This window comes from Paracoccus yibinensis (assembly GCF_030846195.1).
GTDB classification, from domain to species: domain Bacteria; phylum Pseudomonadota; class Alphaproteobacteria; order Rhodobacterales; family Rhodobacteraceae; genus Paracoccus; species Paracoccus yibinensis.
Genome location: NZ_JAVCWH010000003.1, coordinates 371,629 through 395,000 on the forward strand (window position 1 = coordinate 371,629; position 23,372 = coordinate 395,000).

Below are 23,372 nucleotides of genomic sequence, written 5' to 3' on the forward strand. Positions count from 1 at the left end.
GCAAGAACCGCAACACGACGCGAGAAGCGAAGGCACTGCCTGGGGGGCGATGCGGATGGGACGGCCCTGCTGGAGTTCGGCCTTCTCACATCCGGCAGGCCAAGCCCAGTCACCCGGAAAAAAGCGAAATAATGCCGATAGCCAGCGATCCGACGGCAATGATGGCGCCGCCTATGGCGGTTGCGGCAAGCCAGCCGGAATGTTTTTCCGGTGGCGCGGCCATGGTCGATATCGCCGCTTCAATCCGTAGCTGGACAAGTTCCAGCCGTTCCTGGAAAGGCTGGCGGCCCTGTTCAGCCGTTGCCAGGTTCCGCCGCAAGTCGCCCATGTCGTCGCGCAGATCCGCCAGTTCTTCCAGGATGCGGCCAAGCGCCCGCTTTTCGGCCGAGATCGTCCGGGCGGCATTCGCAACCGGTTGCAGGACCAGTTCAGCCCCGTCCTGCGACCTGGCCTTGACCGCGACCGTGAACTCCATCCCCTCTTCCAGCGGGGGATCGAAGGTGAAGGCGAAGCCATAGGATCCGGTCCCGACCGCCTGGCGTTCCAGATCCTTGCGCGGGCGGTTGGCGGTCACGGTCCCGACCAGCCTCCCCTCGCGGCGTATCTCGACGGTGGCATTGCGCGCAGGATCGGTCCGGTCGATCACCCAGCCCGCCACCCGGTCGGCGCGCAGGACATCCACCACGCCGTAAAGCAGGGGTTCCTTGGTGGCTGGCGGAATGGGTGTCTGGTCTGTCATGCGGCGATTCCTGCGGCGATACGGCTGAAAACATGCCTAGAGGAAGCCCCTTAAGATAGGGTTTACAGCCCTGCGGCATTGCCCGCCGCCTGCGGATCAGGAACAAAAGCGACCTGCGCATCGTTTTGCCTGTCCGTGGCCGCCCGTCTGAGTGGCCGCCGGCTCAAGGAACCCGAAAGGAAACCCATGGCCCAGGACAAGGACATCCAGACGACCCGCGACGATCACCCCCCGAAAAACGAGGGTATCCTGCCCGACGGCGTGCGGGGAACGACGCGGGATACCGGACACACCGTTCCCGCCGACGAACATGCGGGATACAGGGATCCGACCAAGCCGGAACTGCGCAAACCGTCGTCAGAGCTTTGATGCTCATGGTCCCGGTTCGGCCGGGACCGTGATGCCCCCCATCAGCTATTCCTGCGCGCGCAGCACGCGGGCAGGGCGCGCCGACAGGGGGCGCAGGGCAAAGACCAGGCCTGCGGCGAGCGTCGCCAGCACACCCCCGGCGATGACGGCAAGGGCGGAGCCGGGGGCGAAGCGGTAGTCCAGTTCCATCACCTGCGTCAGGATCGCCCAGGCGGACAGGGCTGCGACCAGAACCGCGACCAGCCCGGCCGCCGCGCCCATCAGCGCGGATCTCAGCGCAAAGCTTGCCAGCACCGTGGCCCGCGTAGCGCCCAGGGTCTTCAGCACCGCCGCCTCGAACACGCGGGCGCGTTCGCCCGCCGCTGCGGCCCCGATCAGCACGACAAAGCCCGTCGCCAGAACCGCAAGCGCCGCCAAGGATGTGGCGGATGCAAGGGCGCCCATCGCCTCGGCCACGCGGTCGGCCACGTCGCGCACGCGGATCGCGGTGACGTTCGGAAAGGCCGCTCCGATATCCCGCAGGATCGCGGCTTCGGATGCGGGGTCTGTATGGACCGTGGCGATATGGGTCTGGGGGGCACCGGCCAGGGTGGCGCTGTCGAAGATCATCACAAAGCCGATGCCGCCGCTGCGAAAATCCAGGCGACGGAAGTTCGCGACGGTGCCGGTGATGTCGCGGCCCAGGATGTTCACTGTCACACGGTCCCCCAGCGACAGGCCTAGCTCCGCAGCCTCATCCGCACCAAAGCTGATCAGCGGGGGGCCTGCATAATCCTCGGGCCACCATTCGCCGGCGGTCAATTCCGTGCCAGGGAGTGGCGCGGCGGCGTGGCTGACGCCCCGGTCGCCTCGCAACACCCAATGATTGCCCCAATTGCGTGCGGGAATGTCGTTGATGGCGGTGACAATCCCGCGCAGAGACGGCGCGGTATCCACCGCCCCTACGCCCGGATCGCCGTCCAGCCGGTCAAGAACCCCCGCCAACTGGTCGGGCTGAATGTCGATGAAGAAGAAGGACGGCGCTTGGTCGGGCAGTTCCGCCGCGATGGCGCGGCGCATGTTGGCGTCGATCTGGCCCACCGTGGCCAGCACCGACAGACCCAGGCCCAGCGACAGGACCACAGCTGCAACCCCCTCACGCGGATTGCCGACCGCCGCCACCGCCAGCCGCAGCACGGGGCGTCCGCGAAGGGCGGGATGGCGCGCCAGCCGCCGGGCAAGCGCGCGCAATCCCTGTGCCGCCAGCCACAGCGCCGCAAGCGCCGCGACCACGCCCCCCGCGACGGACAAGGCCAGCCACGGCAGCGAGGCCAAGGCAACCGCCGTTCCGATCAGCGCCAGCACCGCCGCCATCAGCGCCGCCAGATACCGCTTGCGGGGCCAGGCGCGGGCTTCGGCCCCGATGCCCCGGAACAGGGCTGCCGCGCGCACCCGTTCGACACGGGCCAGCGGCAGCAGGGTGAAGATCAGCGCGGTCAGGATGCCGTAGGCCCCGGCCTCGGCCAGGGGGGTGGGGTAAAGCGCGAATTCCGCCGGGATCGGCAGGCGCGATTGCAGCCAGGGGGCTGCGACCAGGGGTGCAAGCCCCCCCAGGACCAGGCCCGCGAGAACCCCCAGCAGGGTCAGCGCGCCGATCTGGAGGAAATAGATCGCAAAGATCGTCCGCCCCTCGGCCCCCAGGGTCTTCAGCGTGGCAATGACCGGAGTTTTCGCGTCCAGATAGCTGCGCACCGCCGCCGACACGCCCACCCCGCCCACGGCCAGCCCGGCAAGACCCACCAGGACCAGGAACGACCCCAGCCGTTCGACAAAGGTTTCCACGCCCGGCGCGCCCCGGCGGCTGTCGCGCCATCGCATTCCGTCATCGAAATACCGGGTCGCTGCGGCCCGCAGCCCGTCCAGGCTGTCGCCGGGGCGCAATGTCAGGCGATAGCTGGTTTCGAACAGCGTGCCGGGCGACAGCAGCCCCGAATCCGCCAGTGCCTGGGTCGCGACAAGCGTGCGCGGGCCAAGGCCGAAGCTGCCGCTCAGCGCATCGGGTTCGCGGGTCAGCGCGGCGGTCAGCACGAAATCCTGCACCCCCAGGCGAAAGCGGTCGCCGATCCGCAAGCCCAGCCGGTCGATCAGAAGCGGATCCATCGCCGCCCCCGGCAGGCCGTCGCGGCCTGCCAGGACCTCGGCCACGGCCAGGGGCGGTTCGAACCGGGCCTGCCCCCGCAGCGGCCAGGCATCGTCGATCCCCTTGACCTGGGTCAGCGCACGATCGTCGCCCACCACGGCCATCGACCGGAAATCGACGACTTCGGACACCTGCCGGGCATGTTCCGCCATCCAGTCGCGTTCGGCGTCGGTGGCACGGCGATAGGTCAGCCGCAGCGCGGCGTCGCCCCCCAGCAGCACCGCCCCCTGCCGCGCAAGCCCGGATTCAAGCGCCGCGCGCACCGATCCGACCGCGGCAATGGCGCCCACCCCCAATGTCAGGCACAGAAGAAAGATCCAGAAGCCTGCCAGGCCGCCCCGCAATTCGCGCCGGGCAATGCGCCAGCCCGGCGTCATTGGGCCGCCTGTTGCTGACGATCCTCGCCTTCGATCCGGCCGTCGCGCAGGCGCAGCACCCGATCGCAGCGCAGCGCCAGGTCAGAGGCGTGCGTAACCAGGACCAGGGTCGCCCCGTGCCGGTCGCGCAAACCGAACAGCGAATCCATGATCGCCTCGCCGGTGATGCCGTCCAGATTGCCCGTGGGTTCGTCCGCAAGCAGGATCGCGGGTCGGGGCGCGGCCGCGCGGGCCAGCGCCACCCGCTGCTGTTCGCCCCCTGACATCTGTGCGGGATAATGGTCCATCCGCGCGCCCAGACCGACGGCCACCAATTCATCCGCCGCGCGGTCGAAGGCGTCGGCATGGCCCGCCAGTTCCAGGGGCGTGGCGACGTTTTCAAGCGCGGTCATCGTCGGGATCAGGTGGAAGGACTGGAAGACCACGCCCATCCGGCCGCGCCGGAACCGGGCAAGCGCATCTTCGTCCAAGGCGGTCATGTCATGGCCCAGGGCCTGCACCGTGCCGCCGGTCGCCCGTTCCAGGCCGCCCATCAGCATCAGCAGGGACGACTTGCCCGACCCGGACGGCCCGACCAGGCCCAGAGTCTCGCCCTGGTGGACATCCAGCGAAATGCCCCGCAAGATCGCGACCGGCCCGGCATTGCCTTGCAGGGTCAGGTGGACATCCCTCAGCGACAGAACCGGACCCATCATGACAATTCTTCCCCCATGCCTGCATTTCCTGCCATCTAAGCCTTGGCGGCGCGCGAACAAGCCACGCTGGCGCGGGATTTTCATGGCGCTTGGCCTGCTGGCGGCGCCTGTTCCCGCATTCGCCCAAGAACCGCTGCAACTGGTGGCGCTTGGGGATTCGCTGACGCAGGGCTATGGCCTGCCTGCCGATCAAGGGCTGGTGCCGCAATTGCAGGACTGGCTGCGAAAGGCCGGCCATGACGTCATCGTGATCAACGCAGGCGTCAGCGGCGACACCACGGCGGGCGGGCTGTCGCGGCTGGACTGGACGCTGGCCGACGAGCCTGACGCGATGATCGTGGCGCTTGGCGGCAACGACCTGCTGCGTGGCATCGACCCGGCGACCAGCCGCGCCAACCTGGACGCGATCCTGGCGCGGCTGGCGACCGAAGGGGTGCCCGCAATGCTGGTCGGCCTGTCCGCACCGGGCAATTTCGGACCCGAGTTCCAGCGGGATTTCGCGGCCATGTTTCCCGATCTCGCCCGGCAGCATGGCGCGGCGCTGTATCCCGACCTGCTTGCGCCCATCACGGAACGATACAGGGCGGGCGAGAGACTGGATGGGCTGATGCAGGACGATGGCCTGCATCCCGACGCCGCCGGCGTCCAGGCCATCGTCGAGGCCTTGGGACCGGCCGTGGACACCTGGCTGGACGGGATCGAGCGTTGATGCCATCGACTGTGGCGGACAGGACACTCCATTCTGTTGTCCTTTCGCGCCACGTTCGGCGCCCCTACTGGATGCCGCGCCCGACCCGCGCCAGCAGGATCACCGGCAGGATGCCCACCACCACGATGGCGAGCGCCGCGATGGCGGCTTCCTCATAGGTGCCGCGGGCCGCTTCCCCGTAAAGATGCGTCGCCAGCGTTTCGAAGTTCAAGGGCCGCAGCAGCAGCGTCGCGGATAATTCCTTCATGCAGTCCACGAAAACCAGCAACCCGCCCGCGGCCAGCGCCGCCCTGGACAGCGGCAGGTGGATATGGCGCAGCGTGCTGCCAATCCCGTGCCCCAGGGTGCGCGCCGACTGGTCATAGCTGCGCGGGATCCGGCTGAGCCCCGCCTCGACCGATCCGATCGAGCTCGCGAGGAACCGCGCAAGATAGGCATAGCCCAGCGCCAGCCCCGATCCGATCAGCACCAGGCCCGGATCCAGCCCCAGCACCCCTTTGGCCATCCCGCCGATCCAGCGGTCGAATCCCCCTGCCGCGATCAGAATGCCAAGGGCCAGGATCGTGCCCGGCATGGCATAGCCCAGCGACGCCATCCGGTGAACGGCCTGCATCCCCCGCTGCGGAAAGAGTCGCGCGGTATAGGCGACGACAAGGCCGCAGGACAGCACGGCGACGGTCGCCAGGGCAGACAGGGTGAAAGTGTTTCCGGCCTCGGTCACAAGGCGGGCGGACAGGCCCGCGAACTGGATCCGCTTCCAGGCCTCGATCGCCAGATGGCTGGCCGGCAGGACGAAGCCCAGCAGCACCGGAAGCAGGCAAAGGCCCAGCGCCATCCAGCGGGCGGTGCCCTTCAGGGGCTGGCGAGCCATGCTGCGGGCACGCTGCGCGCTGACCGAATAGCGTTGTTTCCGGCGCGCCCAGCGTTCCAGCGTGATCAGCGCGACCACCAGCACCAGCATCGCCAGCGCAATCTGCGCGGCCCCCGCCAGGTCGGATCGCGTGACCCAGGTGGTATAGACCGAGATCGTCAGCGAGCGGCCCCCCAGGAATTCGGATGCGCCGATGTCGTTCAGCGTCTCCATCAGGGCCAGGCTGACACCGACCGCAATGGCCGGGCGCGCCAGCGGCAGGGCGACGCGCCACAGGATATGGCGCCGGGGCGTGCCAAGGGTATGGGCGACCTCGACCAGGTTCGCGGCCTGGGTCATGAACATCGCCCGCACCGGCAGATAGACGTAAGGATAAAGGACAAGGCCCAGCAGCAGGATCGCCCCGGTCATCGACCGGATGTCGGGCAGGCGGAAATCGCGCGGGCTGTCAAAGCCCAGCACCACCCTGACCGCCGACTGGAACGGTCCAAGGGGGTGCAGCATGTCCAGATAGGCATAGGCGATGATATAGGTCGGAACGGCCAGCGGCAGCAGCAGCGCCCATTCCAGCGAACGGCGACCGGGAAAGTCATATGCCGTGACCAGCCAGGCGATTCCCGTGCCGATCGCGGCGGTCAGAAAGCCGACGCCCGTCATCAGGATCAGCGTCTGGCCCAAGGCATGGGGAAGAACATGGCGGGCCAGATGGGACCACAGGCCTTCGGAACCCTGGGCTGCCTGCCAAGCCAGGGCAAGGACAGGCACAAGCGTCAGCGCGGCGATCAGCACGCTTGCCAAGGCCCACGCCCCCCCGCGTGGGCGCAGGAGGGTGGCCACCGATGCCAAGGCGACGGCAGGCAGGGGGCGGCGGGGGGATTCCCCGCCGCGCGCGTCAGTTGTCGAAGCCGACACGGTCAACCAGTTCGCTGACTTCCTTGCGGTTCGTCACGATTTCAGTCAGCGGGGTCGGGTCCACCTTCAATTCTCCGAAGGACGCGATGATCGGATCAATCGCGGCGCCAGGCTTGACCGGATATTCGTAGTTCGCCTCGGCATAGATCTTCTGCGCTTCGTCCGAGACCAGGTATTCCAGCAGCTGCACGGCCTCTTCGCGGTTCGGGGCGTGCTTGGCGACCGCCGCGCCGCTGATGTTCACATGCGTGCCGCCGTCTTCGAAGGTGGGCAGGATCACCTTGATCGCATCGCCCCAGGCGCGCTGTTCGTCGCCCCCCTTCCCCGACCGCATCAGGCCGACGTAATAGGAATTCGCAATCGCGATGTCGCAGATGCCGCCTAGGATGTCCTTGGCCCCGTCGCGGTCGCCGCCGCCCGCCTGCCGCGCCAGATTGGCCTTCAGGCCAGTCAGCCATTCCTCGGTCTGCGCCGCGTCGCGATGGGACATGAAGGCCGAGAAAAGGGCGGTGTTGTAGGGATGCTGCCCCGACCGGATGCAGATGCGGCCCTTCCATTCCGGGTCGGCCAGGCTTTCATAGGTGATCTGGTCGACGTCCAGATCCTTGGCCGCATAGATCACGCGGCCGCGCATCGACAGGCCGAACCAATGGTTTTCGGGATCGCGCAGGTTTTCCGGGATGGCCGATTCCAGGACATCGGATTCGACCGGCTGGGTCAGGCCCTTGTCCGCCAAGTCGGCCAGATTGCCGGCATCGACCGCCATCAGCAGATCCGCCGGTGAGCTTTCACCCTCGGAGGCCACGCGTTCCGCAAGCCCGTCCTTGAGGAAGACCGTGTTCACCTTGATGCCCGTGGACTCGGTAAAGGCCTCCAGCAGGGGCTCGACAAGTCCCGGCTCTCTGGATGTGTAGAGGTTCAGTTCCTGGGCATGGGCCGCGCCCATGGCGGCAATCATGGCTGTGGATGCCAGGGCGACGCGAATGACGACCGGTGCGGTTTTCATGTGACCTCTCGAAACCTGTGAATCTGTCCAAGGGGTCATATGTCAGGTGGCGCAGGTAGTCTAGTATTTTCGTCAACTTTGCACGGCCGGATGATTTTCCCCGGAGGGGTCATCTGGAAACACATGGATCTGAGCACCGTTCAGTTGCAGGCTGACCTTCTCGCCGATCGCCATGGGGATGCGCACATGGGAATGCATCCGCAAGGTCTGGGCCAGCGGATGAACCATGATGTCGATCTGTTCGCTTTCCCCCGTGAAGGTCTTGGCCATGATGCGGGCCGAGATGCCCTGCCCGTCGGGTCCGATCGACAGCGCCTGGGGCCGAATGCAGGCAAGTGCCAATGCGCCGTCCGGCAAGTCCAGGTCGGCCAGGAAGGTGCCGATGGGCGTCTCGATCCGGCCCCTGGACCAGATGCCCGTGAGGCGGTTGCAGGGCCCCATGAACTCGGCCGCATAGGCCGAGCAGGGCTGGTCATAGATCTGGAACGGAGTACCGGCCTGTTCGATCCGTCCATCCCGCATCAGCACGATCAGATCGCCGACGGCAAGGGCCTCCTGCGGGTCATGGGTGACCATGATGGCCGTGGTGCCGGTCTTGCGCAGGGTATCGACCGTCTCTCGGCGCACGCGTTCCCGCAGGCCCTGGTCAAGGTTCGAGAACGGCTCGTCCATCAGCAGGACGGCCGGCTGCGGGGCAAGCGCGCGGGCCAGAGCCACCCGCTGCTGCTCGCCCCCTGACAGAGAATGGGGATAGCGGTCCAGCAGATGAGTCAAGCCGATCCGTTCGACGACCTCCATCACACGCTCGCGACGCTGCTGCCTCGACAGGTGGCGCAGCCCGAAGGCCAGGTTGTCGGCGACGGTCAGATGGGGAAACAGGGCATAATCCTGGAACATGAACCCGATCCTGCGGTTTTCGGGCTCGACGAAACGTTCCGGTCCGGCCACCTCCGTGCCGCCCAGGAAGATACGGCCGCCGGGGTCGGGACGATCCACACCAGAGATGATCCTCAGCAGCGTCGATTTGCCGCACCCCGATTGTCCCAGGAGGCAGGTGATCTTGCCAGGCGGGATCGCAAGCGAGATGTCCGACAGGACAGCCCGGCCGTCGAAATACCGCGACACATGTTCAAGCTCGAGCGTATATGCCGGATTGGCAAGCATGCATGGCCTTCCAGTTTCATCCCGGCTGCAACGCCCAGGGGCGCCAGCCTCACCACCGGTGCTATCCGATCAGGCGGATATTCTCCAGCCCGAGACCCACGTTCTGGATGGCCTGAAGGAGCGTCTTCTGCATCCGAAGATCATTGCGGCCTTCGTTGAGGAATACCGCCGCGTTTGGAACGAGGCTCAAGATGGAGCGGGTGCTGGGCGAGCGGGCCACCGAGGCGCTGCACCGCCTCATTGATCGCATCACCGTCCGCTGGGATGCGGCGATGACGGTCCACCGCCTGGAACTCGAAGGCGATCTGGTCGTGATGTTGGGGAAGGCAGACACGCAAAAAGCCCCGGCTTATCAGCGCGGGGCGGTTCTGCTTCAGTTGGTTGCGGGGGCAGGATTTGGATTATGGCGAACATGTTTAATTGTTAGCCCTCGAACACCTTTATGGGAAGGTTGCCGCACATATGTCATAGCGACATGAGCCAAAGCGATCGGCGTTCCAAATGATGACTTACAACCCTTTTTGGGTAACGCCAACAAGCGCCTCTGCAAGCACTTTTCTGTTTGTAGTGAAAATCTTGCTGGCTGCGGAGGTCTGACACCGCCAATGTCTGCGTCATGAACGCCCGTCATGACCGAAAGCTATAGGCACCCCTCCCACATGTGTTGATAGCAAACCTCGCGGCTTTCGGGCGTACCGGAATGGCCTTGGCTAGCCTCCTGTAGTGGTCGGGGCTTGGTCCATGCGGACCATGATCGCGGTGCACGGTTGGTCTTGGATATCAGTCTTGCCGCATATGGCATCGAGGAGCCATGTTGCGGATCAATGACTGCGAGTTCTGCCACATACACACAATGGCTCTGACATGAAGATCGCATGGATAGCAAATTGGCCCGGCAAGAGCCCGCAGGTGCCGGGCAGGCTGCACCACCCTGCAGTCTATCACATGCTGGACGTTGCCGCTGTGACCGAGATGCTGCTGGCTGCTTGGGACTTGTCGAAGCCATGGAAAGACGCGCTTATTCTGTTGTCGGCCCTGCATGTCCTCGGCAAGATCGGGGGTCCGTTCCGCGACTGCATTCTAAACGGCACCCCGCAGCATCACGGCGCGCATTGGAAGGTGACAGAGGCACTGCTGCGCCATCACGACGCGCTACTGGCAACCATCTGGGGCGGCGTCCGCCAAACATGGCGATTCTCGCTCTATGCCGCAGCGGCGGGGCATCATGGCCGCCCGCCGAGGGCGTCCATGGACGAGATCAAGCGCATGCAGGCTGTCGCCGGCACACCGGCGCTCATGGATGCTGCCACAGTAATCCAAGAGCTTTCAGACCTTTGGCCGCAGGCCTCGCTGGCCGACCTGACCCGTGACGAGATGATCCGCCTGTGCTGGTGGCTGCCCGGCCTGATCGCGGCGGCGGACTGGATCGGATCGAACGCCGAATGGTTTGGGGCGAAACCGCCTGTTTTTGCCCCGGCCGACTATCTGGCGATGACGCGCCTTCAGGCGGCAGAAGCGGTCGCAAAGGCTGGCTTCGCCTGGCCCGCGCCATCGACGGCACGTCTTTTCGACTTCGACCTTCGCCCCATGCAGGAAGCCTGCTCGGCCGTGGCGCTGCGGGATGGCCCCATGCTTGCTGTGATCGAAGATGAAACCGGCGCCGGCAAGACAGAGGCCGCGCTGATCCTGGCGCAGCGGATGATGGAGGCGGGCAAGGGCCGCGGTCTTTTCTTTGCCTTGCCGACCATGGCGACAGCGGACGCCATGTTCCTGCGCAACAGGGACTGCATCGGCCGCATGTTCGCGCGGGGTCCATCGCTCACCCTGGCGCATGGGCGGGCGGGGCTGTCGGTCGGGTTCCGCGACCTGATCGGGCGTGAGCGGCCAAGCCCGGACGAACCGGGCTGCTCTGCTTGGCTGGCAGAGGATCGGCGGCGGGCGCTCCTGGCCGATGTGGGCGTGGGCACCATCGACCAGGCGTTGCTGGCCGTGCTGCCGACCCGCCATTCCTGCCTGCGGCTTTACGGCCTTTCGTCGAAGATCCTGATCGTCGATGAGGTTCATGAGATGGGCGATCCTTACCTGCAGGAGTTGCTGGTGACGCTGCTGCACGTCCATGCCGCGATGGGCGGCTCGGCCATCCTGCTCACCGCAACGCTGCCGCTCGGCCTGCGGACGCGGCTGATGGCGGCCTTCGAGGAAGGGGCGGGACGGCAGTCGGCACCCTTGACGGATCAGGCCTATCCGGCGCTGACCGTCGCCGGGGTCAAGGCGCCTGCCCTGCCCTGCCGCACCGGGAAACGTGGCCCAGTGCGGGTGGAACGGATCGGGTCCGTGGACGCGGCGGTGGACCTGCTGTCGGACCGGGCCGCCAGGGGCGCGGCCTGCGTCTGGATCCGCAACGCGGTGGATGAGGCGATCGCCGCCGTCCAAGCGCTCCGTGCGCGAGGGGTGGAAGCGGACCTTCTGCACGCGCGCTTCGCCCTGACGGACCGAAAGCGGCACGAGGCGGCGGCGCTCGGCCGGTTCGGAAAGCAAAGCCGGGATCGGGCAGGAAGGGTGCTGGTCGGCACGCAGATCCTGGAGTCGAGCCTGGATCTGGACTTCGACGTGATGGTTTCCGACCTCGCGCCGATGGCCGCGCTGATCCAGCGGATGGGGCGGCTGTGGCGGCACATGGACCTGCGGCCGCATGGGTCACGGGCCGTCCCCGAGCCCGTGCTTCATGTGCTGTCGCCTGACCCGTTCGAGGTGCCGGACGCGCGCTGGCTCCAGCCCGTGCTGGGGGCGGGCGCGCATGTCTATCCCTTGGCCCTGCAATGGCGGACGGCCAATACCCTGTTCCGCGCAGGCAGGATCGAGCCGCCGGGCGACCTGCGCGGCCTGATCGAGGCGGCCCATGGCGGGGACGCAGGAGACGTGCCGGAGGTGCTTCTGAAGGCAGAGATGGAAGCCGAAGGCAAGAACCATGCCGCGCGGGCGCAGGGCGCACGGAATGCGCTCGACTTCGGCAAGGACTTCCGCGAAGGCGCAGGCGGCTGGGAGGACAGCGAGTTCCCGACCCGCCTGGGCCAGCCGGTGCGGCGGCTGCTGCTGGCGCGCTGGCAGGGCGGGCGGCTGGTGCCTTGGGTGGAGGGGGAGACGCAGGCGGACAGCCTCGCGCTCTCACAATCGGCGGATGGCGCGTGCTGACCGTGGCGCCGGGTATCGACGATGTCGCGCAACCGGTCCGCGCCGGCACCCTGCGGATCACGCGCCTCGACGAAGTTCGCAATGCCGGTCTCGCCAGGCCCGTGCGCTTCGAACTCGGGCGCCGTGTCAGCCTGGCCCCGCAGCATCCCGGCCTGAGCGTCGATGCAGGCTCCCCGGTCGTCGGACACCTGTGCGTGCAGTCGCTGGCGCGGCTGCACGCAGAGCGCGCCCGCCTGCATGCGTTGCGTGACATCACAGCCGAGCGGCGCCACGAACGCCGCGCACACCGCGCCCACGACCGGCGCACCGGCTGGTGGCGTCCGGCCCGCAGGCCCGCTGCGGCTCCGGCGAGCGGACAGCCGACGGGAGATCGCGCATGATCGCCCCGTCTCGTCATCAGCTGCTGGTCGAACAGAAGTCTGCGACCGATTTTGAGCGGTTGGAGGACATCGGTGCCGATGCGATTGCGGCGGCGCGGCATGCGCATGCGCGCGCGCAGGCGCTCGACGGCGACACGGCTTACGCGCTGCGTCGCGAACTCGACGACCTCCGCAAGATCGCGGAGAACCGCACGGCGCTCACGAAGGACGCGCGCGAGAGCCTGCGCGGCTTGGCCAAGAACCTCCGGGACCGGGTCGATGCCGACACCTCGCCTCCCATTGGCCCCCTGCTGGAGGCGGTGATCGACTGCCTCACTGCCTCGGAAAGGGTAGCCGACCTTTTGGCCGCCGAACGCCATATCGGGCGCTGCCGCGGCATCGTGTGATCCTGCCTGCCGGCGCGTGCCCGTGCGCCGGCACCCCATCCCGACATCATCAATAGAGAGATCCTCATGACCTCCATCACTTCTTCCGGCTGGGCCGCTGCACTGCGCCCCGGCACCGTCCTGTCGTTCCGGTTTCCCCTTGGCGAGGGCGAGGGCCGTGCCAAGGCCCGTCCCTGCCTCGTCATCGGCGTCGCGAGCCAGGATGACGAGGCGCCGCGCGTCACGATCGCCTATGGCACCAGTGCCACCAGCCATGCGAACCGCGGCCTCGATCTGCACCTGCCCGAGCCGAACGACTGGCAGGCGCCGGGCTGCGGCGCCCGAGCCGTTTCGTCCTGTCGCGCCGGGTGACGGTGCGGGTCGACGATGCCGGTTTCGACCTGCATCGGAGCGGCACGCCCACGATCGGCATGCTGCCGCCGTCCGCCATGGCCGTCCTGGGCCGGCTGACCGGCAGGCTCGATCCGACCATCACCGACGACCGGCGCCGGGGTGCCGCGCCGAAGAGACGCAGCGAGAACCGTGCCAAGCGGGCGCAACACCCACGCCGCGGCAGACAGGCGCCGATCATCATCGGCGTGAGGCCGCAGCCGCGCGTGCCGACGAGAGGACGGGTCTGAAGGTTCCAGAAGAGCGATGCCCGCGGCACGGGGCCGCGGGCATCCCTGCAAGTTCACGACGCTCTCGGCACTCCGGTCCCGACACGTTGCGGGATGTTCTGGTGGCCCGAACGGAAGGAGACGCGGATGCACCTCAAGACACTCATCGACCTCATCGCCGAGCAGGCCGCACGGGAAGCCGCGAAGCGGACAACCGGGGACGCGCCAGGGGCAGTGCGTCCTGGCTACGGCTACCTGCCTCGCCGGGCAATCGCCTTTTTAATGAAGATTGTCGCAGTCATGGCTCGCCCGGACTGCCACGGCCCGCCATCACCAACTCAACGAGGAACCTTTGATCATGGATTACGCCCCTGACCACCTGGCGATCCATCCTGTTGTTCGACCAAAGGCCCTTCCTGTATTTCTTATGTTCTGGCAATGTTCTTCATTGTTGCCGTCGCTATTCCAGATGTCGTTCCATGCCTAGCCAATCACACAAGTTGTCGCCCTGCCCCCGCGCACAAGGTTTGGTTTCATGCGATTTCGCGCGTCCGGGCCGCCGATGACCCTGGCCACCTTCCGTATTTCCGGCTCTGCCGGGCTGACAACTTCATCCAACCCCTTTTCCCTTGCGCCTGCCCGGATGCATGAGGCCGAGGGTTCCGGCCGCCGCGCCTTTGCGGTGTTCCAGGCATTGCGCCATCCCGGCCCGCTGGTGTGGATCCTGCGGGCCCATGCGCTGCACCGTCCCCTGCCACCTGCCCTGCCAGGCGACGTGGGAGCGCGGCTGCATCTGCTGACGCCCCGGTCCGAGACCGACCTGCTCTGGGCGGTGGAGGAAACGCTGCGCGCGGCGCCGGTCGGGCTGGTGATCGCCGAACCGCTGGAACCCTTGTCCTTGACCGCCGGGCGGCGGCTGCAACTGGCAGCAAAGTCCGGGGACACTACCGGGCTGATGCTGGTGAAGGACAGCCACGGCAGCCCTGCGGCCGAGACGCGCTGGACCTGCGCACCGGCGCCACTGGACGGGCGCGCCTCGACAGGGCACATATGGCGCGTTACAAAGAACAAAAAGGGAACAACAGGAACGTGGATGGTGGACTGGGATGGCGCGTCGGCGGCTTTCGATCTGGTTTCCGCGGCTGGCGAGCGATCTGAGCCTGCGGCACCGGCCCGTTGAAGGACCTTTCGCGCTGACCCTGCGGCAGAGGGGAGCCGAGCGTCTGCGCTGCCTCAACCGCGCGGCTGCGGCGCGGGGCCTGACCCCCGGCATGGGACTGGCCAATGCCCGCGCGCTGTGTCCCGATCTTGTGACCCGGCCCGCCGACCCTGAGCACGAGACTCGCGCCTTGGCGGGCCTTTGCCGCTGGGCAGGGCGCTATGCGCCGCTGGTCGCCGTGGACGGGGCGGACGGGCTGATGGCCGATGTCACCGGCGTGGCCCACCTGTTCGGCGGAGAGGAGGAACTGCGCGCCGACCTTCACGCCCGGCTGGAGCAGGCGGGGCTGGAGGCGCAAAGCGCGCTGGCCGGCACCGGAGGCGCAGCCTGGGCTTTGGCCCGGCACGGGGGCGGGATCATCCCCAAAGGTGGACTGTCCGCGCATCTGGGTTCCCTGCCGGTCGCGGCGCTGCGTCTCGACCCTGCCACCGCCGCATCCTTGACCCGCGTGGGCCTCGCCCGGATTGCCGATCTTCTTGCCCTGCCCCGCGCGGCATTGGCGCACCGCTTCGGTCCCGCTCTCGTCCGCCGCCTGGATCAGGCGTTGGGCGTGGAGCCGGAGCCGGTTTCTCCCGCCCCTGAGACACCGCATTTCGGGGTGCGGATGACCCTGCCCGAGCCGATCGGCCGGCAGGAGGACGTGATGACGGGACTGGCGCGGCTTCTCGACCGACTCTGCGCGATGCTGGCCCTGCACCACAGCGGCGCGCGGCGGCTGCGGCTGGAGTTGCGTCGGGTGGACCGGGGCACGGCCGGGGTGGAGATCGGCCTTGCCCGCCCGATGCGCGACCCCAGTCGGATCGCCCCCTTGTTCCGCAGGGGGGTGGACGAGGTGGACGCGGGCTTCGGCATCGACGCGCTGCGCCTGACCGCGCCGGTGGTGGAGCCGCTGGCGCCCGAGCAGTTGGGCGGCGGGCCCATGGCGGAAAGCGGCGATGCGCTGGCCGACCTGATGTCCAGCCTAGGCAACCGCCTGGGCTTCGATCGGGTGCTGCGCCCACTGCCCGCCGACAGCCGGATTCCCGAACGCAGCTTCCTTCTGGCACCCGCCGCCCGGAGCGAACCCGCCGCCGGGTTTGCCCAGCCTGGCCCGCCCCGGCCGATCGTGATCTTCGCGCCCGAACCCGCCGAGGTCAGCCCTCCCCCTGGTCCCGGCCGTCCGCCCGCGCGGTTCCGCTGGCGGCGGATGAACCTGACGACACACCGCGCCACCGGCCCCGAGCGGATCGCCCCTGAATGGTGGATCGACGATCCGGCTTGGCGCACTGGGATCCGCGATTACTGGCGGATCGAGACACGCGAAGGGCCGCGGCTCTGGCTGTTCACCACCCCGCAGTCGGGCGGCGCCTGGCATGTTCAAGGAGAGTTCGCGTGAGCCTTGGGGACCATTCCGGCCCGGACGGGGGTCAGGTGGATTACGCCGAACTCTGCGTGACATCCAACTTCACCTTCCTGACTGGCGCCTCGCACCCCGAGGAGCTGGTGACGCGCGCGGCCGAACTGGGGCTGGCGGCGCTGGCCATCACCGACCGCAACTCGGTCGCGGGGGTGGTGCGGGCCTTCTCGGCCCTGAAGGAGCTGGGGCGTCTGGAGGACGAGGCTTGGGCCGCCGCGGGTCAGGAGGGGCCTGAGGTGCGCTCGCGCCGGGTGATGGACCATTCGAGCCGCCAGCCGGTCGCGCATCTTTCCGCCGCCACCGAAGCGCCGGGACCGCGCCCGCGCCTGCTGCCCCGGCTGATCCCCGGCGCGCGACTGGTCCTGACCGACAGCGTGACCGAATGGGTAGCGCTGCCGACCGATGTCGCCGCATGGTCGCGGCTGACCCGGCTGCTGTCGCTGGGCAAGCGTCGCGCCCCCAAGGGGCAGTGCCGCCTGACCCGCGCCGACCTTCTCGACGGGGCGCAGGGACTGATCCTGATCGCTGTGCCGCCCGATCCGCTGGAAGGCGAGGCCGACCTTCACTGCCGCGTCCGCGCCGATCTTCTGGCGGTGGCGCGGGCCTTTCCAGGCATGGGCTTTCTCGGCGCGGCGCCCCGCTATGACGGACGCGATCCCGCGCGTTTCAACCGGCTGGCGGAACTGGCGCAGGCGGTGAACCTGCCGCTGGTGGCAGTAGGCGACACGCTGATGCACCGCGCGTCCCGCAGCCCTCTGGCCGATGTCCTGACCTGCCTGCGGATCGGCTGCACCATCGACACCATCGGCACCCGTGCCCTGCCCAACGGCGAACGGCGTCTCAAGAGCGGGGCCGAGATGGCGCGGATGTTCCACCGCCATCCGGCCGCCATCCGCCGCACGCTGGAGATCGCCGCCCGTTGCGCCTTTCGTCTGGATGACCTGCGCTATCAGTATCCCGACGAGACGCAGGACGGCGAGCCGGCGCAGACACGGCTGGAACGGCTGGCGCGCGAGGGGCTGGCCTGGCGCTATCCCGAGGGTCCGCCCCCGAAGATCGCGGCGCGCATGGACAAGGAACTGCGCCTCATCGCCGAAGTGGAGTATGCGCCTTACTTCCTGACCGTCCATGATATCGTGGCTTTCGCCCGCTCGAAGGGCATCCTGTGCCAGGGGCGCGGCTCGGCCGCCAACTCGGTGGTCTGCTACCTGCTGGGCGTGACCGAGGTGCCGCCCGAATCGATCACCCTGATCTTCGAGCGGTTCATCAGCAAGGAGCGTGGCGAACCCCCTGACATCGATGTGGATTTCGAGCATGAGCGGCGCGAGGAAGTGATCCAGTGGATCTACGACCGCTATGGCCGCCATCGGGCAGGACTCACCGCCACCGTCATCCATTTCCGAACCCGTGCCGCCATCCGCGAGGTGGGCAAGGTCATGGGGCTGAGCCAGGACACGCTGGCGCGCTTGTCGGGGCAGATCTGGGGCTTTGCCTCGTCCCCGCCATCCGAGGACCGGCTGCGCGAGGCAGGCCTTGATCCTTCGGACCGTCGTGTCGCCCTGACCGCCCGGCTTGTCGCCGAGATCCTTGGCTTTCCACGCCATCTCAGCCAGCATGTCGGCGGCTTCGTCATCACGCAGGGACGCCTCGACGAACTGTGCCCCATCGAGAATGCGGCCATGGACGGCCGCACCGTGATCGAGTGGGACAAGGACGACATCGACGCATTGGGGCTGCTGAAGGTGGACATCCTGGCCCTGGGGATGCTGACCGCCATCCGCAAGGCTTTCGGACTGCTGGCCGATCATCGCGGCCAGTCCCTGTCCCTGGCCACGGTCCCGCCCGAGGATTCGGCGGTCTACGACATGCTCTGCCGCGCCGACGCCATTGGAGTGTTCCAGGTGGAAAGCCGGGCGCAACTGAACTTTCTGCCCCGGATGCGGCCGCGGACCTTCTATGACCTGGTGTGCGAGGTCGCCATCGTCCGCCCTGGTCCCATCCAGGGCGGGATGGTGCATCCCTTCCTCAACCGCCGCAGGGGCCGCGAGCCGGTCGAGGATCTCGGCCCCGCGTTGATGGAGGTGCTCCACCGCACCCACGGCGTGCCCTTGTTTCAGGAACAGGCCATGCAGATCGCGGTTGTGGCCGCAGGCTTCACTCCCGCCGAGGCCGACCGGCTGCGCCGTTCCCTCGCCACCTTCAAGCGCATGGGCACCATCGGCGGGTTTCGCGACCGTTTCGTCTCGGGGATGCTGGAGCGCGGGTATGACGCCGACTTCGCCATGCGCTGCTTTGCCCAGATCGAGGGCTTCGGCTCCTACGGCTTTCCTGAAAGCCATGCGGCGAGCTTTGCCCGCCTTGTCTACGTCTCGGCCTGGCTCAAGTGCCACCACCAGGCCGCCTTCACCTGCGCGCTGCTGAACGCCCAACCGATGGGCTTCTACGCCCCGGCCCAACTGGTGCGCGACGCGCGCGACCACCGGGTCGAGATCCGGCCCGTATCCGTCAACCATTCGGTCTGGGACTGCACGCTGGAGCCGCGCCCGGACGGAAGCCTGGCCCTTCGGCTGGGGTTTCGCCTGATCAAGGGCTTGCGGGAAGAAGACGCGGCCTGGATCGCCGCGGCCCGCGGCAACGGTTATCCAGATGTGGAAAGCCTGTGGCGGCGCGCAGGCTTGCGCCCGGACGCCTTGGAGCGTCTGGCCGAGGGCGATGCCTTCGCCACCCTGGGCCTGCCTCGGCGCGACGCCCTCTGGGCCGCCCGCGCCCTGCGGGCACCCGCGCCCCTGCCGCTGTTCGGCATCGACGGTGAGGGTGGCCAGGAGCCGGAGGTGATCCTGCCGCCCATGAGCCTGGGCCAGGAGGTGATCGCAGACTACATCGCCCTGCACCTGTCGCTCCGCGCCCACCCACTGGAACTGCTCCGCCCCTGCCTGCCTGCCACCCTTCCCCATGCAGGCTTGGCCAGCGCCCGAGGCCGCGTCACCATTGCCGGTCTTGTCATCACCCGCCAGCGCCCCGGCACCGCCTCGGGCGTGATCTTCCTCACGCTGGAGGACGAGACGGGATGCGCCAACGTCGTGGTCTGGTCCCGCGTCTACGAGACCCACCGCGCCGCCGTCCTGGCTGGACGCCTGCTGCGCGTCACCGGCCGCATCGAGCGCGACGGGCCGGTGGTGCATCTGGTGGCCGAGAGGATCGAGGACGCCTCGCACCTGTTGGGCACGCTGGGGCGTGGAACGGTCTTGGAGGCCAATGATGGACGAGCGGACGAGACGAAGCGGCCGGCAGGAGGCAGCCTGCGGGAGATGCCTCGTTGGCAAAGGATGGTGGAGAAGGGCGGGTTCGGAAGCCGGGACTTCCGGTGATGGAGAGGACGGTCAGGGTGATCGTGCAGCGGAGCTTGCCGGCCTGACGGTGCTTCTCAGCTTCGATCTTCGACAATGATCCGCGATGCACCCTGCTGCCGATCTGTCCAGCACCATCATCTCACTCTGCCTCGCCGCCGCAGATAGGGGCATCACAACGAACCCTTGTCGAGCCCCGCACCAGGCGGGTGCCCCGACCCATCCCATCCGCCGCCTGACGGGTGGCGGTGCTGGCGCGCCGGCGATCTCTCTGCTGCTCCGATCCCGGCGCGCCCGATCTTCCTGCATCAGGTGTCAGACATGATGCGCCGGGCATGGCCCCGGCGCGCTCCCTGGTCAGTGCTTTCGGCGCAAGCGCTTCCGGGACCGCGGTCGGTTTTCGGTTGTCCCGACCCGAACGAGAAGCCCATGCACCTCCAGAAACTCATCGACTTGATCGCGGAGCGGGGAAGACCTTGAAGGAACCCAGGACGCCGCCCGGTGGAGTGGGATCGACACGAGCCGGAGCATGGGCCGGCGCAACCCGCGGAATGCGTCGGATTCTAGCGAGACTGTCGGCGCGCTGGCACGACCCATGCCGCTTTCGGCTTGGCCGCTTTCCACAGTCCCGATTATTCTGCCGCGAACAGGAGTTCTGACGATGCACCATTCCCCTGGCCGCGTGGCGATCTATGCCCGCTATTCGACCGACCTGCAGAACCCCAATTCGGTGCGTGACCAGATCGCCAGCTGCCGGGCGCTGGCCCAGGCCGAGGGCTGGCAGGTGGTGGCGGAATAGGCCGACGAGGCGATGTCGGGCACGCGCTCGGACCGGCCGGACTTCCTGCGCCTGTCCGCCGACCTGGCCACCGGCCGCTTCGACCTGGTGCTGGCTGAGAGCCTCGACCGGATCAGCCGGTCGATGAAGGACACCGCCGAGTTCTACGCCATCGCCAGCTTCCATGGGATCGGCATCCACACGGTCGATGCCGGCGAGATCGACAAGCTCAGGATCGGCATCACCTCGACCATGGCCGAGATGTTCATCGACAACCTTCGCGCCAAGACCCACCGGGGGCTTAAGGCGCGGGTCGAGGCCGGAGGCTCGGGCGGCGGCCGCGCCTATGGCTACGCCACGGTCGCCGGCAGTGGCGAGGACGGTGCCGGGAGCCTGACCATTGTGACGGAGGAAGCCGAGACGATCCTGCGGATCTTCCGCGCTTATGCCGAAGGGCAGTCGCCGATGAGGATCGCGACCGATCTGAACCGGGAGGCCATCCCTGCCCCGCGCGCCCGCTCCGGGAGCGGTCACTGGATGCAGAACACCATCAACGGCCATGTCCGGCGCGGCACCGGCATCCTGAACAACGAGCTTTACATCGGCCGGCGGGTCTGGAACCGGCTGGAATACCGCAAGGACCCAGCCACCTCGAAGCGGGTCTCGCGCCTGCGTCCCGAAGCAGACTGGGTCTGCCAGGAGGTGCCTGAACTGCGCATCGTGCCGCAGGAGCTGTGGGAGGCAGTAAAGGCGCGGCAACGCGCCACGAAGAAGGCGATCGCGCGAGCCGAGGGCCCGGACCGTCAGGGCCTCGGCGCGGGGCGCGGCTCGGCGGCGCAAGTATCTGCTCTCGGGGCTGCTCTTCTGCGGCCAGTGCGGCGGCGCGCTGATCGTCGCCGGTAGCGGCAGTTCCAAGAGCTACTACTGCGCCAATGCCAAGCAGAAGGGCCCGGCGGTCTGCACCGGCATGCCGGGACTGCGCAAGGCGGCGGTCGAGGGGATTATCCTCCACGGGCTGCGCGAGGCGCTGATGACCGAGGAAGCCGTGGCGCAATTCCGCAGGGACTATACCCGCCATCTGGCCGAGCAGAACCGCGGCGCGGCGGACCGTATAGCCCGGCGCAACAGCGTCCTTCGTGGCCTGGAGCAGAAGCGGCAGGGGTTCCGCGAGGCGATCGGCGCGGGCCATGCCAACCCGTCGCTCTTCGAATGGCTGACCGAGACGGAAGAGCAGCTGGCCGCCCTGCGGGCAGAGGTCGCAGCCGAGGCCGGCACGGTGATCATAATTCCAGAGGATCTTTCGGTGCTCTACCGGGCCCACGTCGAGGATCTGGCGCGGACGCTATCTGGCGGCGAAGTCGTCGGGCGCGCGTCGGATGAACTGCACCGGCTGATCGAGAAGATCAGGGTGTGCTGGAACGCCGCGGATGCACGCCACGACCTCGACCTTCAGCGCGATCTGGTGGCGCTGCTCTGCGTGGCGGACAACAAAAAAGCCGCCTCGTATGAGGCGGCTGGGTCTTCGCTTCAGTTGGTTGCGGGGGCAGGATTTGAACCTGCGGCCTTCAGGTTATGAGCCTGACGAGCTACCGGGCTGCTCTACCCCGCGCCATTGTTGTCCTGATCGGGTTGTTTTTTCATCGTGTCAGAGAGGTTTTGCGTGTCTTTCCAGGTCTGGCGGTGACCTACTCTCCCACGTCTTGAGACGCAGTACCATCGGCGCGGCGGCACTTAACGGCCGAGTTCGGGATGGGATCGGGTGTTTTGCTCGCGCTAGGGCCACCAGACCGGGAAAGACACGCTCAGCGTTTTCCCGTTTGCACGGGAAGATGTTGTCCAAGGATGCTTTTGGAGGAAGGGGTAAGTCTGCCTTCTTCCGGATCAAATCAAGCCTATCGAGCCATTAGTACCGGTCAGCTGAACGTGTTGCCACGCTTACACCTCCGGCCTATCGACGTGGTGGTCTTCCACGGCTCTCAAGGGAGACCTTGTTTTGAGGGGGGCTTCACGCTTAGATGCCTTCAGCGTTTATCCTGTCCGTTCATAGCTACCCTGCACTGCCGTTGGCACGACAACAGGTCCACCAGTGGAACGTTCACCCCGGTCCTCTCGTACTAGGGGCAACTCCTCTCAAGTCTCCAACACCCACGGCAGATAGGGACCGAACTGTCTCACGACGTTCTAAACCCAGCTCACGTACCTCTTTAAATGGCGAACAGCCATACCCTTGGGACCTGCTCCAGCCCCAGGATGAGATGAGCCGACATCGAGGTGCCAAACGATGCCGTCGATATGGACTCTTGGGCATCATCAGCCTGTTATCCCCAGCGTACCTTTTATCCGTTGAGCGATGGCCCTTCCACTCGGGACCACCGGATCACTATGGCCGTCTTTCGACTCTGCTCGACTTGTCAGTCTTGCAGTCAGGCTGGCTTCTGCCATTGCACTCAACGAGCGATTTCCGACCGCTCTGAGCCAACCTTCGCGCGCCTCCGTTACTGTTTGGGAGGCGACCGCCCCAGTCAAACTACCCACCACGCAGGGTCCCGGACCCGGATAACGGGCCGCGGTTAGACATCAGAACAGCGAAGGGCGGTATCTCAAGGACGGCTCCACGGGAACTGGCGTCCCCGCTTCAAAGCCTACCGCCTATCCTGCACATCGCAATCCTGATGCCAGTGCGAAGTTGTAGTAAAGGTGCATGGGGTCTTTCCGTCTAACCGCGGGAAGTCTGCATCTTCACAGACAGTTCAATTTCGCTGAGTCCACATTTGAGACAGCGGGGAAGTCGTTACGCCATTCGTGCAGGTCGGAACTTACCCGACAAGGAATTTCGCTACCTTAGGACCGTTATAGTTACGGCCGCCGTTTACCGGGGCTTCAATTCAAGGCTTGCACCTCTCCTTTTAACCTTCCGGCACCGGGCAGGCGTCAGACCCTATACGTCGCCTTGCGGCTTCGCAGAGCCCTGTGTTTTTAGTAAACAGTCGCCACCCCCTGGTTTGTGCCCCCGACCAATGCTTGCGCACCAATCGGGCCTCCTTCTCGCGAACT

At 67.1% G+C, this 23,372-nt stretch carries 21 protein-coding genes, 1 tRNA gene and 2 rRNA genes (1 of these 24 running past the window's edge); 15 read left to right on the forward strand and 9 right to left on the reverse strand.

Translation table 11 applies throughout. The features are described from left to right. Positions 1-109: 109 nt before the first annotated feature. Complete coding sequence (locus RAH32_RS08975) at positions 110-739, reverse strand: hypothetical protein (RefSeq protein ID WP_306607260.1); 630 nt, start codon at positions 737-739, stop codon at positions 110-112. Between the two features lie 186 nt (positions 740-925). Here RAH32_RS08975 and RAH32_RS08980 point away from each other — a divergent pair, with 186 nt between their 5' ends. Next, positions 926-1,108, forward strand: coding sequence for a hypothetical protein (locus RAH32_RS08980; protein ID WP_306607262.1), 183 nt, complete (start codon positions 926-928; stop codon positions 1,106-1,108). A gap of 45 nt (positions 1,109-1,153) precedes the next feature. Here RAH32_RS08980 and RAH32_RS08985 read toward each other — a convergent pair whose 3' ends face one another. Together RAH32_RS08985 and RAH32_RS08990 are read right to left on the reverse strand one after the other, a co-directional pair. Then, a complete protein-coding gene (locus tag RAH32_RS08985; RefSeq protein ID WP_306607264.1) occupies positions 1,154-3,664 on the reverse strand; it encodes an ABC transporter permease in 2,511 nt (836 codons plus the stop codon). Beyond that, on the reverse strand, positions 3,661-4,359 hold the full coding sequence (locus RAH32_RS08990) for an ABC transporter ATP-binding protein (protein ID WP_306607266.1): 699 nt from the start codon (positions 4,357-4,359) through the stop codon (positions 3,661-3,663). The genes RAH32_RS08985 and RAH32_RS08990 overlap by 4 nt, the downstream gene beginning before the upstream one ends. Before the next feature lie 82 nt (positions 4,360-4,441). Between RAH32_RS08990 and RAH32_RS08995 the strand changes: the two genes are divergently transcribed. Further along, complete coding sequence (locus tag RAH32_RS08995; RefSeq protein ID WP_306607737.1) at positions 4,442-5,068, forward strand: arylesterase; 627 nt, start codon at positions 4,442-4,444, stop codon at positions 5,066-5,068. Between the two features lie 64 nt (positions 5,069-5,132). On the opposite strand, the gene RAH32_RS09000 is transcribed toward RAH32_RS08995, so the two are convergent. The 3 genes from RAH32_RS09000 to RAH32_RS09010 form a co-directional block, all read right to left on the reverse strand. Further along, positions 5,133-6,728: an ABC transporter permease gene (locus RAH32_RS09000; protein ID WP_306607739.1), complete on the reverse strand. Its 1,596-nt coding sequence runs from the start codon at positions 6,726-6,728 to the stop codon at positions 5,133-5,135. A 103-nt stretch (positions 6,729-6,831) separates the two neighbouring features. Further along, positions 6,832-7,857, reverse strand: a complete 1,026-nt coding sequence (locus tag RAH32_RS09005) for a Fe(3+) ABC transporter substrate-binding protein (protein ID WP_306607268.1) — start codon at positions 7,855-7,857, stop codon at positions 6,832-6,834. Positions 7,858-7,929: 72 nt separating this feature from the next. Next, the gene (locus RAH32_RS09010) at positions 7,930-9,021 is read right to left on the reverse strand and encodes an ABC transporter ATP-binding protein (RefSeq protein ID WP_306607270.1); all 1,092 of its coding nucleotides are present in this window, start codon (positions 9,019-9,021) and stop codon (positions 7,930-7,932) included. Between the two features lie 191 nt (positions 9,022-9,212). Between RAH32_RS09010 and RAH32_RS09015 the strand changes: the two genes are divergently transcribed. From RAH32_RS09015 to RAH32_RS21505, 13 genes are all read left to right on the forward strand, one after another. Then, positions 9,213-9,500, forward strand: coding sequence for a hypothetical protein (locus RAH32_RS09015; protein WP_306607272.1), 288 nt, complete (start codon positions 9,213-9,215; stop codon positions 9,498-9,500). Between the two features lie 385 nt (positions 9,501-9,885). Next, complete coding sequence (gene cas3, locus RAH32_RS09020) at positions 9,886-12,213, forward strand: CRISPR-associated helicase Cas3' (protein WP_306607274.1); 2,328 nt, start codon at positions 9,886-9,888, stop codon at positions 12,211-12,213. Next, positions 12,207-12,593, forward strand: coding sequence for a hypothetical protein (locus RAH32_RS09025; RefSeq protein ID WP_306607276.1), 387 nt, complete (start codon positions 12,207-12,209; stop codon positions 12,591-12,593). The genes cas3 and RAH32_RS09025 overlap by 7 nt, the downstream gene beginning before the upstream one ends. After that, complete coding sequence (locus RAH32_RS09030) at positions 12,590-12,979, forward strand: hypothetical protein (protein WP_306607278.1); 390 nt, start codon at positions 12,590-12,592, stop codon at positions 12,977-12,979. Before RAH32_RS09025 ends, RAH32_RS09030 begins: the two co-directional genes overlap by 4 nt. A gap of 66 nt (positions 12,980-13,045) precedes the next feature. After that, entirely contained in the window at positions 13,046-13,330 is a 285-nt protein-coding gene (locus RAH32_RS09035) for a hypothetical protein (protein ID WP_306607280.1), read from the forward strand. A 2-nt stretch (positions 13,331-13,332) separates the two neighbouring features. Next, positions 13,333-13,599: a hypothetical protein gene (locus RAH32_RS09040; protein WP_306607282.1), complete on the forward strand. Its 267-nt coding sequence runs from the start codon at positions 13,333-13,335 to the stop codon at positions 13,597-13,599. A 126-nt stretch (positions 13,600-13,725) separates the two neighbouring features. Continuing rightward, positions 13,726-13,953 carry a hypothetical protein gene (locus RAH32_RS09045; RefSeq protein WP_306607284.1) on the forward strand — a complete coding sequence of 76 codons (228 nt, stop codon included), beginning with the start codon at positions 13,726-13,728 and terminating at the stop codon, positions 13,951-13,953. Between the two features lie 160 nt (positions 13,954-14,113). Beyond that, positions 14,114-14,758, forward strand: a complete 645-nt coding sequence (locus RAH32_RS09050; RefSeq protein WP_306607286.1) for an ImuA family protein — start codon at positions 14,114-14,116, stop codon at positions 14,756-14,758. After that, on the forward strand, positions 14,685-16,172 hold the full coding sequence (locus RAH32_RS09055) for a Y-family DNA polymerase (RefSeq protein WP_306607288.1): 1,488 nt from the start codon (positions 14,685-14,687) through the stop codon (positions 16,170-16,172). The genes RAH32_RS09050 and RAH32_RS09055 overlap by 74 nt, the downstream gene beginning before the upstream one ends. Continuing rightward, positions 16,169-19,561: an error-prone DNA polymerase gene (locus RAH32_RS09060; RefSeq protein ID WP_306607290.1), complete on the forward strand. Its 3,393-nt coding sequence runs from the start codon at positions 16,169-16,171 to the stop codon at positions 19,559-19,561. Before RAH32_RS09055 ends, RAH32_RS09060 begins: the two co-directional genes overlap by 4 nt. A 640-nt stretch (positions 19,562-20,201) precedes the next feature. Beyond that, a complete protein-coding gene (locus RAH32_RS21495) occupies positions 20,202-20,339 on the forward strand; it encodes a recombinase family protein (protein ID WP_373429688.1) in 138 nt (45 codons plus the stop codon). Between the two features lie 12 nt (positions 20,340-20,351). Then, positions 20,352-21,221, forward strand: a complete 870-nt coding sequence (locus tag RAH32_RS21500) for a recombinase family protein (RefSeq protein WP_373429689.1) — start codon at positions 20,352-20,354, stop codon at positions 21,219-21,221. Further along, positions 21,208-21,894, forward strand: a complete 687-nt coding sequence (locus RAH32_RS21505) for a hypothetical protein (RefSeq protein WP_373429700.1) — start codon at positions 21,208-21,210, stop codon at positions 21,892-21,894. Before RAH32_RS21500 ends, RAH32_RS21505 begins: the two co-directional genes overlap by 14 nt. On the opposite strand, the gene RAH32_RS09075 is transcribed toward RAH32_RS21505, so the two are convergent. The 3 genes from RAH32_RS09075 to RAH32_RS09085 form a co-directional block, all read right to left on the reverse strand. Further along, positions 21,851-21,927: transfer RNA gene (locus RAH32_RS09075), tRNA-Met, on the reverse strand. The genes RAH32_RS21505 and RAH32_RS09075 overlap by 44 nt on opposite strands. Before the next feature lie 63 nt (positions 21,928-21,990). Further along, a 5S ribosomal RNA gene (gene rrf, locus RAH32_RS09080) occupies positions 21,991-22,105 on the reverse strand. A 95-nt stretch (positions 22,106-22,200) separates the two neighbouring features. Next, positions 22,201-23,372, reverse strand: a 23S ribosomal RNA gene (locus tag RAH32_RS09085) (it continues 1,663 nt past the right edge of the window).

Bases quoted from the DNA above. Each gene is read 5' to 3' on its own strand.
- RAH32_RS09010 (WP_306607270.1), bottom strand. From the start codon at position 9,021: ATGCTTGCCAATCCGGCATATACGCTCGAGCTTGAACATGTGTCGCGG.
- RAH32_RS08980 (WP_306607262.1), top strand. From the start codon at position 926: ATGGCCCAGGACAAGGACATCCAGACGACCCGCGACGATCACCCCCCG.
- RAH32_RS09045 (WP_306607284.1), top strand. From the start codon at position 13,726: ATGCACCTCAAGACACTCATCGACCTCATCGCCGAGCAGGCCGCACGG.
- RAH32_RS09005 (WP_306607268.1), bottom strand. From the start codon at position 7,857: ATGAAAACCGCACCGGTCGTCATTCGCGTCGCCCTGGCATCCACAGCC.
- RAH32_RS08990 (WP_306607266.1), bottom strand. From the start codon at position 4,359: ATGATGGGTCCGGTTCTGTCGCTGAGGGATGTCCACCTGACCCTGCAA.
- RAH32_RS09050 (WP_306607286.1), top strand. From the start codon at position 14,114: ATGCGATTTCGCGCGTCCGGGCCGCCGATGACCCTGGCCACCTTCCGT.
- RAH32_RS08995 (WP_306607737.1), top strand. From the start codon at position 4,442: ATGGCGCTTGGCCTGCTGGCGGCGCCTGTTCCCGCATTCGCCCAAGAA.
- RAH32_RS09055 (WP_306607288.1), top strand. From the start codon at position 14,685: ATGGCGCGTCGGCGGCTTTCGATCTGGTTTCCGCGGCTGGCGAGCGAT.
- RAH32_RS09035 (WP_306607280.1), top strand. From the start codon at position 13,046: ATGACCTCCATCACTTCTTCCGGCTGGGCCGCTGCACTGCGCCCCGGC.
- RAH32_RS21495 (WP_373429688.1), top strand. From the start codon at position 20,202: ATGCACCATTCCCCTGGCCGCGTGGCGATCTATGCCCGCTATTCGACC.
- RAH32_RS08975 (WP_306607260.1), bottom strand. From the start codon at position 739: ATGACAGACCAGACACCCATTCCGCCAGCCACCAAGGAACCCCTGCTT.
- RAH32_RS21500 (WP_373429689.1), top strand. From the start codon at position 20,352: ATGTCGGGCACGCGCTCGGACCGGCCGGACTTCCTGCGCCTGTCCGCC.
- cas3 (WP_306607274.1), top strand. From the start codon at position 9,886: ATGAAGATCGCATGGATAGCAAATTGGCCCGGCAAGAGCCCGCAGGTG.
- RAH32_RS08985 (WP_306607264.1), bottom strand. From the start codon at position 3,664: ATGACGCCGGGCTGGCGCATTGCCCGGCGCGAATTGCGGGGCGGCCTG.
- RAH32_RS09015 (WP_306607272.1), top strand. From the start codon at position 9,213: ATGGAGCGGGTGCTGGGCGAGCGGGCCACCGAGGCGCTGCACCGCCTC.
- RAH32_RS09030 (WP_306607278.1), top strand. From the start codon at position 12,590: ATGATCGCCCCGTCTCGTCATCAGCTGCTGGTCGAACAGAAGTCTGCG.